This window comes from Mesorhizobium sp. M7A.F.Ca.ET.027.02.1.1 (assembly GCF_004022985.1).
In the GTDB taxonomy this organism is placed as follows: Bacteria; Pseudomonadota; Alphaproteobacteria; order Rhizobiales; family Rhizobiaceae; genus Mesorhizobium.
Genome location: NZ_RZOL01000114.1, coordinates 1 through 15,792 on the forward strand (window position 1 = coordinate 1; position 15,792 = coordinate 15,792).

Annotated in this window: 17 protein-coding genes; 6 read left to right on the forward strand and 11 right to left on the reverse strand. The window is 61.2% G+C overall.

Annotation, left to right across the window (positions count from 1 at the left end):
* Positions 1 to 1,033: 1,033 nt before the first annotated feature.
* On the reverse strand, positions 1,034 to 1,561 hold the full coding sequence (locus EN749_RS14845; RefSeq protein ID WP_128363417.1) for a hypothetical protein: 528 nt from the start codon (positions 1,559 to 1,561) through the stop codon (positions 1,034 to 1,036).
* A 223-nt stretch (positions 1,562 to 1,784) separates the two neighbouring features.
* Positions 1,785 to 2,447 (reverse strand): recombinase family protein, encoded by a 663-nt coding sequence (locus EN749_RS14850; RefSeq protein WP_128363418.1) that lies wholly within the window; start codon positions 2,445 to 2,447, stop codon positions 1,785 to 1,787.
* A 412-nt stretch (positions 2,448 to 2,859) separates the two neighbouring features.
* Here EN749_RS14850 and EN749_RS14855 point away from each other — a divergent pair, with 412 nt between their 5' ends.
* Both EN749_RS14855 and EN749_RS14865 read left to right on the forward strand, forming a co-directional pair.
* On the forward strand, positions 2,860 to 3,084 hold the full coding sequence (locus tag EN749_RS14855; RefSeq protein WP_128363419.1) for a hypothetical protein: 225 nt from the start codon (positions 2,860 to 2,862) through the stop codon (positions 3,082 to 3,084).
* 576 nt (positions 3,085 to 3,660) lie between these two features.
* Positions 3,661 to 4,776, forward strand: a complete 1,116-nt coding sequence (locus EN749_RS14865) for a DNA methyltransferase (RefSeq protein WP_128363420.1) — start codon at positions 3,661 to 3,663, stop codon at positions 4,774 to 4,776.
* Here the strand turns inward: EN749_RS14865 and EN749_RS14870 are convergent.
* Entirely contained in the window at positions 4,773 to 5,369 is a 597-nt protein-coding gene (locus EN749_RS14870) for a hypothetical protein (protein ID WP_128363421.1), read from the reverse strand. The genes EN749_RS14865 and EN749_RS14870 overlap by 4 nt on opposite strands.
* Before the next feature lie 713 nt (positions 5,370 to 6,082).
* Here EN749_RS14870 and EN749_RS14875 point away from each other — a divergent pair.
* On the forward strand, positions 6,083 to 6,331 hold the full coding sequence (locus tag EN749_RS14875) for a hypothetical protein (RefSeq protein WP_127272210.1): 249 nt from the start codon (positions 6,083 to 6,085) through the stop codon (positions 6,329 to 6,331).
* A 381-nt stretch (positions 6,332 to 6,712) separates the two neighbouring features.
* On the opposite strand, the gene EN749_RS14880 is transcribed toward EN749_RS14875, so the two are convergent.
* The 4 genes from EN749_RS14880 to EN749_RS14895 all read right to left on the reverse strand — a co-directional run bounded on the left by EN749_RS14880 (position 6,713) and on the right by EN749_RS14895 (position 8,525).
* Complete coding sequence (locus EN749_RS14880; protein ID WP_127397527.1) at positions 6,713 to 6,958, reverse strand: hypothetical protein; 246 nt, start codon at positions 6,956 to 6,958, stop codon at positions 6,713 to 6,715.
* A 209-nt stretch (positions 6,959 to 7,167) separates the two neighbouring features.
* Positions 7,168 to 7,467 carry a DUF982 domain-containing protein gene (locus tag EN749_RS14885; RefSeq protein WP_127397526.1) on the reverse strand — a complete coding sequence of 100 codons (300 nt, stop codon included), beginning with the start codon at positions 7,465 to 7,467 and terminating at the stop codon, positions 7,168 to 7,170.
* A 44-nt stretch (positions 7,468 to 7,511) separates the two neighbouring features.
* Positions 7,512 to 7,865: a hypothetical protein gene (locus EN749_RS14890; RefSeq protein ID WP_245486675.1), complete on the reverse strand. Its 354-nt coding sequence runs from the start codon at positions 7,863 to 7,865 to the stop codon at positions 7,512 to 7,514.
* A gap of 171 nt (positions 7,866 to 8,036) precedes the next feature.
* The gene (locus EN749_RS14895; RefSeq protein WP_127397528.1) at positions 8,037 to 8,525 is read right to left on the reverse strand and encodes an Hsp20 family protein; all 489 of its coding nucleotides are present in this window, start codon (positions 8,523 to 8,525) and stop codon (positions 8,037 to 8,039) included.
* Between the two features lie 222 nt (positions 8,526 to 8,747).
* On the opposite strand from EN749_RS14895, the gene EN749_RS14900 reads away from it, so the two are divergent.
* The 3 genes from EN749_RS14900 to EN749_RS14910 all read left to right on the forward strand — a co-directional run bounded on the left by EN749_RS14900 (position 8,748) and on the right by EN749_RS14910 (position 10,528).
* Complete coding sequence (locus tag EN749_RS14900; protein WP_127322303.1) at positions 8,748 to 9,179, forward strand: cupin domain-containing protein; 432 nt, start codon at positions 8,748 to 8,750, stop codon at positions 9,177 to 9,179.
* 96 nt (positions 9,180 to 9,275) lie between these two features.
* Entirely contained in the window at positions 9,276 to 10,034 is a 759-nt protein-coding gene (locus EN749_RS14905) for a copper homeostasis protein CutC (RefSeq protein WP_245481722.1), read from the forward strand.
* Positions 10,031 to 10,528, forward strand: a complete 498-nt coding sequence (locus EN749_RS14910; protein WP_127810251.1) for a GNAT family N-acetyltransferase — start codon at positions 10,031 to 10,033, stop codon at positions 10,526 to 10,528. The genes EN749_RS14905 and EN749_RS14910 overlap by 4 nt, the downstream gene beginning before the upstream one ends.
* A 42-nt stretch (positions 10,529 to 10,570) precedes the next feature.
* Here EN749_RS14910 and EN749_RS14915 read toward each other — a convergent pair whose 3' ends face one another.
* From EN749_RS14915 to EN749_RS14930, 4 genes are all read right to left on the reverse strand, one after another.
* Positions 10,571 to 11,593, reverse strand: a complete 1,023-nt coding sequence (locus EN749_RS14915; protein WP_128363422.1) for an acyltransferase — start codon at positions 11,591 to 11,593, stop codon at positions 10,571 to 10,573.
* A 268-nt stretch (positions 11,594 to 11,861) separates the two neighbouring features.
* Positions 11,862 to 12,659: a xanthine dehydrogenase family protein subunit M gene (locus EN749_RS14920; RefSeq protein ID WP_128363423.1), complete on the reverse strand. Its 798-nt coding sequence runs from the start codon at positions 12,657 to 12,659 to the stop codon at positions 11,862 to 11,864.
* A gap of 85 nt (positions 12,660 to 12,744) precedes the next feature.
* Complete coding sequence (locus EN749_RS14925; RefSeq protein ID WP_128363424.1) at positions 12,745 to 15,093, reverse strand: xanthine dehydrogenase family protein molybdopterin-binding subunit; 2,349 nt, start codon at positions 15,091 to 15,093, stop codon at positions 12,745 to 12,747.
* 122 nt (positions 15,094 to 15,215) lie between these two features.
* Positions 15,216 to 15,713: a (2Fe-2S)-binding protein gene (locus tag EN749_RS14930; RefSeq protein ID WP_127272058.1), complete on the reverse strand. Its 498-nt coding sequence runs from the start codon at positions 15,711 to 15,713 to the stop codon at positions 15,216 to 15,218.
* Between the last annotated feature and the right edge of the window lie 79 nt (positions 15,714 to 15,792).

Consider the following 15,792-nt stretch of genomic DNA (forward strand, 5'->3'; position numbering starts at 1 on the left):
GCAAAAATATTAGGGGCGGACGGCGCTACGGGCCGGGAAGAAACAGAGAGGCTCACACAGACGCATGCTCTGCGACGCGGTCGGAGGGCTCTCGGCCCGCCGCTCTAACTACGGGTTGCAAAAAGAGAGACGCAGGACGCCAGTCCCGTGGAACGAATGAGCCCTAACCCGACCCCGCCCCACCGGGAGACCAATGGAGACACAGAAGGTCGCCTGGAGGTGGCTTGAGGGGAGATTTGGATGAAATGCCGGGAGCGGCGTCTTGCGTCTCTGAATGGCAGAGCGAGGCTGCTACCCGTGAGGGGAGCCTTGCTCAAAGAGGGAGAGAGAATGAGTGTGGAGTAGCGGCGTTCGGTAAGCGCCCTGAACCCGATCACATGCCACGCCTATATAACGTATAGCTGCAACCGGAGGGGCCTTTCCTGAAGGAAGTCGTAATCACCTCATGCCGTAAAACATGGCCTTAGCCTCTGCTCTCTCCCTCTCTTGAGCGGAGGGTCCCTTACGGGCAGGGCCTATAAGCGTTAGCTGCACCGGAGAGGCGTATCCTGAAGGGAGTGGTTTTCATTCCACTCGGTGTCCATCGTGCCTCGACAGGGAGCCTTCAAGCGGCCTGCTGGGGAGCTAGAGTGGTCCTCGCGGAGCGACTGCATACAGCGCACCCAGAAGCATGTTTAGATAACTGTATCGGGAGGGATCATTCCTGAAGCGTGTCGGAATTGGCCTTCGAGACCTACGCTCTCCCATAGACATGTTCAGAACCATGTTCGAGGGGACGGTCACTCCAGAAGCATGTTTAGATAACTGTATCGGGAGGGATCATTCCTAAAGCGTGTCGGAATTGGCCTTCGAGACCTACGCTCTCCCATAGACATGTTCAGAACCATGTTCGAGGGGACGGTCACTCCAGAAGCATGTGGTAATCGATTTTCGCAAACGAGCGTGGCTGGAGCGCCGTTCGGGTTCGGACGGTACATTCTACCTCCCGAACCCCTGAAGCCCCTCCAGCCGCTACCGCTGCACGAAAGAGAGCCTATCGGAGCCGAACGGGCATTGCGTCCCTGCCCCATACTTGGCGAATGGCTCCCGTGTACTCATCCTCCGGGATCATGCGGACAAACTCGGCAAGCTGGCCGTCCGCCATGATGACAAACCGAAGGGTGTCCGCCGCGCTCACGGGCGCACCAAGGGCCAGCACCTCCAATGCCTGCGATACCGCTTCGGCGACTGACGACAGGCGGCACACGGCCTCCCTCACTATGTTGGCCTCTGCGGTCTGGTCGATGTTTCGGCCGGCCTTCTGTCGCCGCTCCTGCGCTCGGGAGGCCCGCGCCAGTCGGTCGTATCCTGAAAGGCTCTCGCTGGTCCATCCCAAGGGCTCCAGTGTGTGGGGCTCGTGGAGCTGTCGGCCCGACGCCACGGCCCGCACGGTGGTCGTTAGACCGCCAATGGCCGCGCCAAGGTGGCGTATAGCTTCGCTCTCGTGGTCCGAAAGGGGGCGTCCGTTGCGAACGGGGGCGAGGGCGTTCGCTGGTTCTTTGGTAGTGGTATGCTCGGTCATGCTGTAGTCCTCGTGTGTTGGATGAGACGGCCGAGGACATGCCGGAAGGCTTGATGGCTAGCAAGAAGTTAAATGTTCCCGGCAACGGGATAATAATAATCGATGCTCCCGGCAACGGGATGAATATTCGCAGGCTATGTAAGCCGGCTAGGTTTCGGCCGATCCTACATTGTCCCGGATGCGAGAGCATCTGATACAGGCATAATCTGCCGTCTGGCCCAATCTATCCTGCCGATGCCCGATCGATCACACGCGAGACCTGCTTAGCGGTCCACCGGCCGCCTCGCGAAGTGGCAACACCGGTCCGATTGAGGGCTTCCGCGATTGCCATGAGGGTTTCCCCTCCAGCCCGCATGGGGCCTATGACGGCCATTGCCGGTCCGGCCTCCTGCCTCGCCTTCTCTTGGATGGCGACATTGCGAGCCATGGTTTTGTCCCGGAGGCCGCCCAGCTTGGTACCGCGAGCCTTCGCGGCTTGGAGGGCATCCTTAGTGCGCCTGGAGATGAACTCGCGTTCCTGTTCGGCCAGGGCGGCATAGATGTGCAGTTGAAACTTGTCCGCATGGGGCATTTGGGCAACCCGCAGGCGCACTCTCCGGTCCTCCATTAGGTTCGCTATGTGAGCCACCTTGCGGCCCAGGCGATCAAGCTTGGCAACGAGCATTTCCGCCCCAGTTTTCCGGACCAGGGCCAGAGCCTTGTCAAACTCCGGCCGGCTCTCGCTGGCACCCGACAGAACGTCGGTGAACGTGCCGACTATTTCGAAAGGCTCCTCGGAGAAATTCTTGAGGAAGATGGCAATGTCCCGCTGCTGGGCCTCTAAACCGAGACCGCTGCGGCCCTGGTCTTCAGTCGACACCCTCTTGTAGATGACATACCGCTTCATTTGTCCTGCCTTCACGTTGTGCCTGACACCTGACCTAGAGCGCCATTTGTCTAATGTCAACGTTCGTTGTGCCTGACAAATGGCTAATGACGCCCTTGCCGACCGCGTGTCCCATTCCGTCCGTGGAGAGGCGTTCGTGCTCGCATGATGCATTCCACCTCCGGCACCCTCGAAGCCACTGAAACGCCCCAACGGGACATAGAGGAGAGGCATCCGGGCGGCCTGCCGTGGGCCGAGAGTGGACCGGGCGTGGGCATGAGGGCCGCGACCCCATCGGGGGGTCTCGCGCTGCTGAAACTATCCAGTTCGACCCCTCGGATTTTTCCGTCGGATTGAAACGGCCTCGATTTGACATTCGGCCCACCTCGCAACACGATAGGCGCATCGGTTCTTCAGCCTTTGAGGGAAGGCAGTGGGCACTGACGACGACCATCGGCCCGAGCGTTCGGCTAAGGAACTCGTGTGGGCCGCCCTTGACGGCTTCCGTCCTGGCGACATCGCAGCCGTCAAGGCCGTTCTGGCAATGGTCCGGGACGAAGGGCCTCACCTAACCGAGACCGACGACGAGCTTACGGAACTTATCGTCACAGCAGCATCCGCGAAGGAGCTGTTTGTGGAGTTCAACCTTCACCAGTAGTGGTCATTCGGTCAGACCAATGCGTTTAGCTATTGGACCATAGTCGCGCTCGCAGGCGTTGCGCTGTCGGGGCAGGATACACATGCCCGGCCTTTGAAAAGGCAGGGTGATGGTCCGACCCGCGAAATCCTGTGTCACCATGATGATAAGCGGGCCGGGCCGTCCAAGTTCCTATGTGGCCTTTGCGACCGGGCCTGTCCCGTTCCACCGGATGAACGTCGCTTTCCGGTCACCTCTCGCACCGCCTTCAGCAACGCCTCATGCAAATCCTGAAGGGACCTGTAGTGGTCGCACTGGGGCGATATGAGGGGCTGCGTGATACTGTGGTGCAGCGCCTCGGCCGCCTTCATGAATTGCTCCAGCTCTCCGCTCGATAGCTGCTTCGGTTTGTTGCGTCGGACCATCGCGACCTCCTGTTGAGTGTCGCCCCATCTAGGAGTATGTTCCTATAGATCGGCGGTCAGGGCAAGAGCCTTCAGGAAGCGTCAGCAATCCCAAAGATATGAACTCTCGGCATTTGACGTCTGGACGTCAAACAGCTACGACAGGTCTCGCACTTGAGTCTTGGGGGATCGAATGACTTTCGCACCGGGCACGATTCGAGATTCGATTGTGACCTACTTGAGCACACTGGCCGGCGATGCCTCAACTGGGGAAATCGCGGAAGCTGTGTGCAAGCACGTTGGCGAGGTCCCGCCTTCGTCAATACGGTCGTACTTGAACCTCAACACCCCCACCGTCTTCGAGCGGACGAAGCGCGGGCGCTACAGGCTCCAGAACGGCTCTTTCGCACCTGTTGCCAGCGAACGAAGGCAAGCGCACTACTCCGGGTCATGCCAACTGTTCCAAGCCGATTGCTTCGCTTGGTTGACCGAGCAGCCCACGCACTCGGTTCACGCTGTTGTGACCGACCCCCCGTATGGACTGCTGGAATATACCGAGAAGGAGACTGCCAAGCTTCGAGCGGGCAAAGGCGGCGTCTGGCGCATTCCGCCGTCCTTCGATGGCCACCAGAGAGCCCCTCTCCCGCGTTTCACGGTGCTTACGGACGACGACCGCCTTCAACTGCATGGCTTCTTCAACCGGCTCGCCCATCTGCTGGCCCGCGTCGTGGTGCCGGGAGGCAACGTGCTGGTCGCGTCCAACCCCCTCTTGGCTCACATTGTGGCCGCCGCGATGGTCGCTGGTGGGCTTGAGCTTCGGGGACACGTCGTCCGCCAAGTGATGACCATGCGGGGCGGTGACAGGCCCAAGAACGCGCATCAGGAGTTCGAGGGGGTGTCAGTGATGCCCCGCTCGCAATGGGAGCCTTGGGTGATGCTGCGAGCGCCGCTTGACGGTCGCGTCCAAGACAACCTCCGAAAGTGGGGCACGGGGGGCTTTCGGCGGCCTTCGGCAGAGCGGCCATTTGGCGATCTCATCCGATCAAGCCCCACGCCTCAAGCCGAGCGCCGTATCGCCCCTCACCCGTCGCTCAAACCCCAACACTTTATGCGACAGGTTGTGAGGGCGGCGTTGCCGCTCGGGAAAGGGATCGTCCTTGACCCCTTCATGGGGGCTGGGTCCACCATGGCGGCTTGCAACGCGGTTGGCTATCAAGGCATCGGTGTCGAGCTGGACAAGCAGTTCTTCACTCTGGCAACGGCTGCCGTGCCCGAGCTGGCAAAGCTCCGGGTAAAGGATGATGCCTAGAGCTTGTACACCCAGTTCGACCGGAGTTTGAGCACACCTTCTCGGTGCAAGGTGGCTGTGCGGGTGCCGAGGTCCCCACGTGGGTTTCGCCGGAAGTCCGCCTCCACGACCTCCGCCAAGTACACCTCGGTGAATTGCATAGGTTCGCGGTGCATGGCCGGTTCGGTCTCATTGTCCACCTTGTAGACAAATACGCACATCCACTGCTGTCTTGCGCCGTGCGTATCGACAGCACCTCCCGGCTTCCGGGTGCTCTTGATCTCGATCCCTTCGGTCCCCGCCTTCACACTGTCGTTGCGGTAGGCCCCACGCTTCACTAGGTCGGGATGCCCGTTGAAATGCTTGTTCTCGACCAAAGCCCTTGAGAACTTGGCGAGCGAAGCCGTCATCATGTCCGAGATGATCCCGGACATCGCGGCGGGACGCAGCATATCGTCAAACCTGTGCAGCCCCTTCCCCAATAGCAACGTGTTCACGTCGAAAAGGAAGTCGTAAACATCCTGCATCGCGACTTCAAAATCGCTGGTCCGCAGTTCGTAAGGTAACCTTGCGGCCTGGTTGAATGCGTCCCTATCGACTTGCGCCCTGCGCATGGTGATTCGCCCCCTGCTCAATCGATAGACTACTCACCCGGTCTTGGTCGGCGCAATGTAGCGGGACGACATGTCCGGGCCAAAAAGGGATTGCCCAATGGCGGCGGGCGTCCTACTACTCTCTCGCGGTACACATTTGCACCGCATGAGGTCCATAACAGCAGAATGTGGTCAGCATAGGAATACGGCGCAAAGCATTGGTATCGTTGAGATAATTAGGGCTTTCCCACGCGGTTCGATTTGGCTCCGATAGCCCGGCCCGGGGAGCCAAATTTTTCAAGGCCTTGAGACGGTCAGGTCGCCCATAGGGGCTGATCTATGGCATGTCTGCAAAATCGTGGTCAGCAGGTTGATTCTCAACTTGACCTGGCGCCGCTGTCCAGCGCTCTCGATGACGCCGCGGCATCGGGAAGGTTCGCGCGAGCAGGCATAAGGCCTTGCTGCGATCTCGGCGATCTTATCTCTTGTCGCCGTTCGGGTTGGGTGCCGGTGCCTCTCGCACATCTCGGGGTGGCGGGTCGACATCCTCAAGCTCGGGCGGGGCTTCTTTGTCCCGGCGTTGCACAGGTACCTTCTCCGGTGCGGGCGTCGATGGTGGCTCTTTGATCTTGCTCGGCATAACCGAGTTAACCGCCCTGCCGGTCTCTTGTTCCGTAGCGAGCAGAAAACCTGAATGCGTGGGGAACCGGGAACATCGAAGAGCGTTTTCTCGCATGCTGAAGAAGATCGCCCTCGCCGCCGTGCTGGTCCAGGTTGCCGCAGTTTCCGCTCTCATCACCCAGACGGTGCTCTTCGCGTCCACGGCCACACAGGCCGCCAACGCGCAGCCCGATGACGCAGTTGCTGTGACCGCCGAGAACGAACGGGACAAGCCGGCGCAGCCTATTGTTGCCGGCCAATGCCCAACGCGGCTTGTGGCGAGCAAGGTCTTCACGGGGAACCTGATTACGGCGCAACAATAGCTCGCCATCGATGCCGGCCATCCGTCGATCCCCCCAATTTAAGTCAGGGCGATGTGCTTGAAAGCGCAATGATTCCTGTTACTTGCGGCGCAGGGCGAGTGCGTTTGGGTTGGGCAAGAATTGGTATGATTTCATCGAATATGGAATGCCCGCGCTGTCATGGCAGCGGCAGGGTTTTCGACTGCTCCAAGTGGTATGCGTCAAACGGGCACTGCTGCCCGCATGGAACCCATCGGGGCGGCTGCCCCGGAAAGACGGGCGCCTGCGCGGAATGCGACGGCCTTGGGACGATGGCGGAGCCTCCGCTGAGAGCCGTGGCGTAATCTGCGAGAGCGGCCCACGCCGCTGATGACGGCGCGGAGGCGCCCGAACGAGCATATCTTACTCTGTTGGTGTTTCTACGGGTGGTGCGGTCAGAACCGTGATGTCCATCCTGGCGATCTTGGATGCCGCGCGGCCTTGCGCGCCAGCATCCATATCGCCGCCTGCGGCAACCATGATTTTGGCCAGATGTCCTACGGCGTCCGCGCTGCGGCCCGGCGAAAATCCTTCGCCGGCTTGCGGCTTCCCCACTGCCGTTTGTTTTTCCGGGACATGCGGATGTTGACTTGCGATAGCGGAAACCATTGAACCTCCTGTGGCGACGCTTCGAACATTATATTAGCGTTGACTGTTGCGAGGCTGACCTAGCCAGTCGCCAAAAACCGCACCAGGGAGTTCGAACAAACGATCGAGCCGCCCCACTACAAGGTGAGCTGGTACGGCAGTTCACCTTGTAGCGGATGTGAACGACGACCATGCAGCGGGCCATCCTGGCAGCGCCGCCCCTATCAAGGCTAAGCGGTGACCCCACCGCGACCTGACCTTGTGCCGTCCATCCAAGGAAATTGAGCAAGCGGTTCCTGCAGGATCTTGACGGATCTTGCGAAGCCGGCGACGGCATCGCGCGCCACCGTCAGCGGAACCTGGCCGTCGTGAGCACGCTGGCAGGCTCGAAAGGCCGTTTCGAAAATCGGACCCCGCCGTTCCCTTGGCCACTCGTCAAAGAAGTCGAACGCGTCGTCGAGGCAGCCTATTTCTTGAATGAACCCACCATTCTTGACCAGGACCGGTTGGTCGAACGTCCTGTCACTCATGTAATCCTCCATTCGGCACGGTGGGTTGTTGCTGGTTCGGGAAATCATGCGATTGCATGCTCCGGCTCGGCCAACATGCCGCCACCTCCACGCCCGGGCGGCACCGTTGCAAAGGCCGGGATTGGCGGCGGATCATCGTCGTCATCTCGCCAGGGGTGCCGCATCCAACCGAGACGGCTCTTCCTGCGGCGCCGGTCGAAAGACAGGCTGACGCTTGCCGACACCTTTGAAACACGCGTTTCCCGCCCGGATTCGTCCAGGAGGTGGAGCGCGCGAAGTATGTCGCTGACTTCCACGATGGCGCCGTTGTCCAATTGCCGCAACGCGGGATTGTCAGGAACCGCATGAATGTCGGAAGCCCAGAAAGCGAGCAAAGCCCGCTTTGCACCGATCGTCATCGTCTCCTCGTTCAGAACATCATCCGGCGTCCGCAACCCAGCGGGTTCCGCGGCAGAATTTTTCGGTTCGGGTTGGTGAAAACTGTAGGTTTCGGTTCTCATCTCCATTCTCCGCGATCTGTGCCTCCCGGCCGAACCGGGAGGCGGACCGTAGATCTAGGTTCCAGGGAATCAGGCGACCTCGCGTTGGGGCTCCGCATCCGAATCGATCGCCTGCGTCCTGTCGGGTCGCTTGAGCGAAACCGCTTTGGCTTCGGACCCTATCTCAATGCGCCGAGGCTTGAGTTCCTCGGGCACTTCGCGGATCAGGTCCACCGACAGCAAGCCATTCTCGAGGTTGGCCGCCTTGACCTTTACGTGGTCGGCAAGCTTGAACACCTGCTTGAAGTTGCCCGTCGCCAAGCCGCGATGAAGGACCTCCCGATTTTCCTGGTCGGGTTTCCTTTGGCCGATGACAGACAATTCGGGGCCGTTCTGCATGAGTTCGACCTCATCGAGAGCGAAGCCGGCGATAGCCATCGTAATGCGATAGTCGTGCTCGCCAATCTTCTCGATATTGTAGGGAGGCCAGTCAGAGCGCACGCTTTTTTCGAGCATATCGAAGAGACGGTCGAAGCCGACCGTTGTGCGGTAAAGAGGGGTATAATCAAAGCTTCTCATAGCCATATCCTCCGTGAAGCAACATGGGTTACGAGGCTGTCGCAGCGCCGCTGCGACGCCAGTATGTCGAGCCGAAGCCTCGACGGAAAACGATCTGGTAATCGTGGTTTTTTCCGTCAAGAGGGGCGTAAAAAATTTTCTGGCCGGCAGGCAGGTGCCCAAGGCGCTGCCTTGCGTGCTGCTGGCCGCTGCGCGATGTTGACGCCAGGGGTGGAGCGAATCATGCGAAAGATTTTGATGTCCGGACTACTGCTCGCGGTGGCCTTTTCCGCGAACCCGGCCCACGCGCTGGACAGCAGCGGCACGCCTGTGGTCGTGACCCCTCTTGCGTCGCGCACGACGACCGCGTCCGGCCAACCGATCACGTTGCCGCAGAAGAACGTGCAGGTGCTGGTCTCGACCTACGACATCGCGTCGGGCGCGACCTTGCCGGTCCACAGGCACCCCTTCCCGCGCTATGCGTATGTCCAAGCCGGCACGCTGAAGGTCACCAATGTCGAGACCGGCATCAGCAACACCTACAAGGCTGGCGATTTCATCATCGAAATGATCGGCCAGTGGCATCAGGCCACCAATATCGGGGATGTCGAGGTGAAGCTTCTGGTGATCGATCAGGTCGAGCAAGGCGCCAAGAATACGGAATTGCGCCAATAGCCGCCAAGTCTGTGGGCGAAGGCGGAAGGCTGTTCCCGCTTTCGCTGCGACCGGCCCGGTGCTAGGGCTGGCGGAAATCATGGACTGGATCTGCCCTTGACCAAAGCTCTCCGCCTGCCGCTGATCGAAATCTGTGTCGAAGGCATTGACGGCCTTCTCGCGGCGCAAGCCGCCGGCGCCGACCGGATCGAACTATGCGCCAGCCTCATCGAAGGCGGTATCACGCCGAGCCTCGGCACGGTCCGCGCCGCCCTCGAGCAGGCAAGTGTGCCGTTTCACGTCATGGTGCGGCCGCGCGGCGGCGATTTTCTCTACAGTGAGACCGAATACGCCTCGATGCTGGCCGATGTCTCGGCATTGCGCGAACTCGGCGTGCCCGGCGTGGTGTTTGGCTGCCTGAACGCCGATGGCACCATGGACGAGGCGCGCATGAGCGAACTGACGCAGGCGGCCGGCCCCTTGAACGTCACCTGTCATCGCGCCTTCGACATGACGCGCGACCCGGCCGAGGCGCTCGAATCGCTGATCCGCAGCAAGGTCGGCCGCGTGCTGACCAGCGGCCAGCGTGACACTGCTATCGAAGGCTTGCCGCTGTTGGCGGATCTGGTGCGGCAGGCCGGCGAGCGCATCGTCATCCTCGGCTGCGGCGGACTGGATTTGCACAACATTGCCGAAGTGCGCAGCAAAACCGGCCTGTCCGAAATGCATTTTGCCGCCCTCAAGGATGTGCCGAGTGCCATGGACTACCGCAATCCCCATGTCGGCATGGGTGGTTCCGATCTCGATCGCGAATACCGCAACACGCTCACCGACACACCGCTGGTGGCGGCAACGATCGCGGCAGCCAAGGCATGACCTCGACCCCTGCCCCGATAGCCCGTGTATCGGCCGCAGACGAAGCGGCGATCCTGGCGCTCAACAACGAGCATGCCGCAGAACTGTCGTGGCTGGAGGCTGAGCGGCTGTCCTTCCTGCTTGGCGAAGCGTTTTACACCAGGCGCATCGGCGATCTCGAAGCCTTCATCATGACCTTCGACCAGGACGCCCGCTACGACAGCCCGAATTTCCTCTGGTTTCGCGAACGCTACGAGCGCTTCGTCTATGTCGACCGCGTTGTCGTGGCGGCGCACGCGCGCGGCCGCGGCCATGCCCGCCGGCTCTATCAGGATCTGTTCGGCCATGTTGAGCGCGCCGGCTACAATCTGGTCACCTGCGAAGTCAACACCGACCCGCCGAACCCTGCCTCGGATGCCTTTCACGCCGCCCTTGGCTTCACTGAGGCCGGCGACGCAGTGATCCATGGCGGTAAGAAAGCAGTGCGCTATTACGTCAGATCGCTGCAGGCATAGAGAGGGCGGGCGCGCCGCAAGACGGCCTGAACGCCCTGTTGCTCACCAGTTGCGGTTGAGCCATTCGCGCGCCGGGCGCTCGATGAGGTAGTAGCTGCAGGCCGCACAAGCGAAGACTGCGGCCAGCATCGGCATCGGCATGACGCCTTGCTCATAGACGAATTTGTAGAACGGCTGCTGCCACAGATAGAGCGAGTACGACCACAGACCCAGCGTCGCCATCGGCCAGGAGGACAGCAATCCGGAAATATACCGTGGGCTGAAATCGAGTGCGTTGACGGCCAGAGCCAGCAGCGGCACCGCGAAGAGATAGTGGATCGGCGTCGGCACCTGATCCAGGAACAGGACAACGGCGCAGATCGTCGCCACCAGGGCCACATGCTTGCCTCTCAAAAACGCCGGCAGCATGCCGTCGGCCTTCAGCAGGCAGATCGAAGCCGACAGCAGGATCGACGCGATGTGCACGTCGGTGCGCCAATAAGTGGTTTCGTAGTCCATCCCGAAGACCCAGTACGAAACCGCGCCATTGGCCATGGCCAGCAAGGCCAGCGCCAGGAGCAGCACGACCACGCGAGAGCGACTTGAGACGATGACGCTGATCAGCGCCAGGATGATGTAGGCGTGCTCCTCGATGCAGAGCGACCAGATATGGTCGAGCGCCCCTGCCCGCGTCACGAGAATGCCGGCATAGTTGTAGGTGAATGTCAGCGCCGTCAGCGCCGCCTTCCATTTGAAGGCGATGAATGTGCCGGACAGCGCAACCATCGCGACGACTACGAAGACCAAAAGAGCCGGATAGATGCGGGAGAAGCGGCGTTTGAAGAATTTTTTCAGCGGGTAGCGTTCGATGAACAGGATCTCGCCCATCAGCCGGCCGCTGAGCACGAAAAAGAATTCGACGCCCAGCACGCCAAGATTGATTCCGGGAACCGGAAAGAAATGGCCGATCAGCACCAGTGCGATCGAAAGCCCGCGCCAGCCGTCGAGATAGGCCAGTCTTGTTCTGGTTGATCTGTCGGCGGCGGATCGGGACGGAACGACATGCGTCGCGGAAATGTCGGTCATGCCGATCCTCTCGCAAATAGGCATGCGAAAGGGCACGACATTTCGAACCCGGCTCGCATTCCCGCCCAAATCCATATTGCAGTGCAATATGGATTTGTGCAAGTGCGAGATTGCCGCCGGTGCAGTTCCAGGTGAAGTGTCGGCGGAAGAAATTGCTCAGGCAAACGATTGGTGCAGGGCGATTCCATCAAAAGTTTGGGCAACTACAGGTCGCCACAAAAGGAAAAGGGGCCGCATGACCCCTTCTCCGTGTCCACAACGGATCGTGTCAGGCGTTGGCGGCAGCCACCGCGCGCTTGGCCATCACCGCGATCAGATTGGCGCGGTAGTCGGCCGAGGCATGGATGTCGGTCATCAAATTCTTCGCTGGCACTTTCACCCCTTCGAGTGCCGAGGCCGCGAAGTTCCCGGCTAATGCTGCCTCGATCTCCTTCGAGCGAAAAACGCCGTCGTCGCCGGCACCGGTAACGGCGACGCTGACGCCATCCTTGCCCTTGGCCACGAACACGCCGACGATGGCGTAGCGCGATGCCGGATTGCGGAATTTTTCATAGGCCGCCTTGGCCGGCGCGGTGAAGGTGACGGCGGTGACGATCTCGCCATCCTTCAACGAGGTCTCGAACAGGCCCTTGAAGAACTTGTCGGCAGCGATCTCGCGCTTGTTGGTGACGATGGTCGCGCCCAACGCCAGCAGCGCCGCCGGATAATCGGCCGCCGGATCGTTGTTGGCGATCGAGCCGCCGATCGTTCCCTTGTGGCGCACCGCCGGATCGCCGATCAGCGATGCCAGATGGGAAAGCGCCGGACAGGCCTTCTTCAGCTTCTCGTCATTGGCAACAGCATTATGCGTGGTGGCAGCGCCGATGGTGACGGTCTTGCCCGACACCGTGACGCCCTGCAGCTCCGTGATCCGCGACAGGTCGACAAGGTCGGACGGCGCGGCAAGCCGCGTCTTCATCGCCGGGATCAGCGTCATACCGCCCGAAAGCAGCTTGGCGTCGCCGGTCTTGATCAGCTTGGCGGCATCGGCGACCGAGGCGGCGCGATGATAGTTGACTGCGTACATTTGTCTTTCTCCCCTGGGTGAAAGAGCGAGCAGGAAGTAGCGAACATTCTCTTCCCTATTCGCTACCCCTATTCGCCATTCGCGTTCAATGTTTCGTCGCGCGGATCGCGGCCCACACGGTGGACGGCGAAGCCGGCATGGCAAGATCGTTGCTGCCGATGGCGTCGGTGATAGCGTTGATCACCGCCGGCGGCGAGCCGATGGCGCCGGCCTCGCCGCAACCCTTGATCCCCAACGGATTGCCCGGGCAAGGGGTGTTCGAGGTCGATACCTTGAACGACGGCAAATCGCCGGCGCGCGGCATGGTGTAGTCCATGTAGCTCGCGGTCAGCAATTGTCCGCTGTTGTCGTAATAGGCGCCTTCGAGCAGCGCCTGGCCAATGCCTTGCGCCAGCCCGCCATGCACCTGGCCCTCGACGATCATCGGGTTGATGATGTTGCCGAAATCATCGGCGGCGACGAACTGGACGATCTCGGTCACGCCGGTTTCCGGGTCGACCTCGACCTCGCAGATGTAGCAGCCCGCGGGGAAGGTGAAATTGGACGGATCGTAGAACGCCGTCTCCTTCAGCCCGGGCTCCATGCCATCAGGCAGGTTGTGGGCAGTGTAGGCGGCCAGCGCCATCTGGAACCACGGCACGTTCTTGTCGGTGCCGGCCACCTTCAGCGCGCCGTTCTCGATGATGATGTCGCCTTCGTCGGCCTCGAGCAGGTGCGCCGCGATCTTCTTGGCCTTGGCCTCTACCTTGTCGAGCGCCTTGACGATGGCTGACATCCCGACCGCACCCGAGCGCGAGCCATAAGTGCCCATGCCCATCTGCACCTTGTCGGTATCGCCATGCACGATCGAGACCGAATCGAGCGGCACGCCGAAGCGCTCATTGACCAGTTGCGCGAAGGTCGTCTCATGGCCCTGGCCGTGGCTGTGGGAGCCGGTCAGCACCTCGATCGTGCCGACCGCGTTGACGCGCACTTCCGCCGATTCCCAAAGGCCGACACCGGCGCCGAGCGAGCCGACGGCCGCAGACGGCGCGATGCCGCAGGCCTCGATGTAGCAGCTCATGCCGATGCCGCGCAGCAGCCCCTTGTTGGCGGCGGCGGCCTTGCGCTTGGCGAAGCCGGCATAGTCCGACGCCTGCATTGCCGCATCGAGCGAAGCGGCATAGTCGCCGGCGTCATAGCACATGATGACCGGCGTCTGATGCGGAAACGCTGTGACGAAGTTCTTGCGCCGCAGCTCGGCCGGCGAAACGCCGAACTGGCGGGCCGCCGTCTCCATCATGCGCTCCATGACGAAGGTCGCTTCCGGCCGCCCTGCCCCGCGATAGGCATCGACGGGCGCGGTGTTGGTGTAGATCGCCTTCACATTGGCGTGGATGGCCGGGATGTTGTACTGGCCCGACAGCAGCGTCGCATAGAGATAGGTCGGCGTCGCCGATGAAAACAGCGACATGTAGGCGCCGAGATTGGCCTGGGTTTCCACCTTCAGGCCGAGGATCCTGTGGTCCTTGTCGAAGGCCATTTCAGCATGGGTGTGATGGTCGCGGCCATGCGCGTCGGTCAGAAAACTCTCGGTCCGGTCGGCCACCCATTTGACCGGCACGCCGGTCTTCTTCGACGCCCACAGGCAGACGATCTCTTCGGGATAGATGTAGATCTTCGAGCCGAAGCCGCCGCCGACATCGGGCGCGATCACGCGCAGCTTGTTTTCCGGCGCCACATTGTAGAAGGCGCTCATCACCAGCCGCGCCACATGCGGATTCTGCGAGGTCGTCCAGCAGGTATAGTGATCCTCGGCCTTGTCGTAATGGCCAAGTGCGGCGCGCGGCTCCATGGCATTAGGCACCAGCCGGTTGTTGATGATGTCCATCTTGACGACATGGGCCGCCTTCCCGAAGGCCGCCGCGGTGTCGTCGGCGTTGCCGATGTCCCAGTCGAAGATCAGATTGTTGTCCGCTTCGGGGTGGATCTGCGGCGCACCCTTGTCCATCGCCTTGGAGGCATCGACGACGGCCTTCAGCTCCTTGTAGGTGATCTCGACCGCCTCGGCGGCATCACGCGCCTGCCCCTTGGTCTCGGCGACGACGATGACGACGGCGTCGCCGACATAACGGACCCGGTCGAAGGCGAGTGGCGACCACGCTCCCATTTTCATCGGCGAGCCGTCCTTGGAGTGGATCATCCAGCCGCAGATGAGATTGCCGATGCCGTCGGCCTTGAGTTCCTTGCCGGTCAGCACGCCGATGACGCCGGGCATGCCTTGAGCCTTCTTCACATCGATCTTCTTGATCTGCGCATGCGCGTGCGGACTGCGCACAAAGGCGGCGTGCTTCATGCCGGGAACCACCATGTCGTCGACATAGCGGCCGGCGCCCGTGATGAACCGTTTGTCTTCCTTGCGCGCGACCCGAGCGCCAACACCTTCAATGCCCATCAGAAATTCCTCCGGAATTTATGGGAGTAGGGCAGTAGGGAGTAAGGGACTAGGGAAAAAGGGCCTCGTTGCGTTGGCCTTTTGCCCTACTCCCCTACTGCCCTACTCCCTTATTCCCTTGCCTAAGCAGCTTGTCTCGCCTTACCCTTGGACCCCTTCATCGTCGTCGATGCGGCGAGGATCGCCTTGACGATGTTGTGGTAGCCGGTGCAGCGGCAGATGTTGCCGTCGAGCTCGGCACGCACCGTCGCCTCGTCGAGCCCTTCGGGGTGGCGGCTGATCATGTCGGTCGCCGTCATGATCATGCCCGGCGTGCAGAAGCCGCATTGCAGCCCGTGATGTTCCTTGAAGGCGGCCTGCACCGGATGCAGGTCGGCGCCATTGGCCAGGCCCTCGATCGTCAGCACGGTGGAGCCGGAGGCCTGCACCGCGAGCATCGTACAGGATTTGACCGCCTTGCCATCGACGTGGACGACGCAGGCACCGCATTGCGAGGTGTCGCAACCGACATGCGTGCCGGTAAGGCCGAGATTTTCCCGCAGGAAGTGAACCAGAAGTGTTCGGTCCTCGGCAGCACCGCTGACCCGCTTTCCGTTCACCATCAACGAAACGTCCGACATGGTCCCTCCCTGGGTATCAACCTTGGTATCCACGCTGCCGACGCGGTATTCGCGCTTCGGTGGTGCATTATTCGTACAC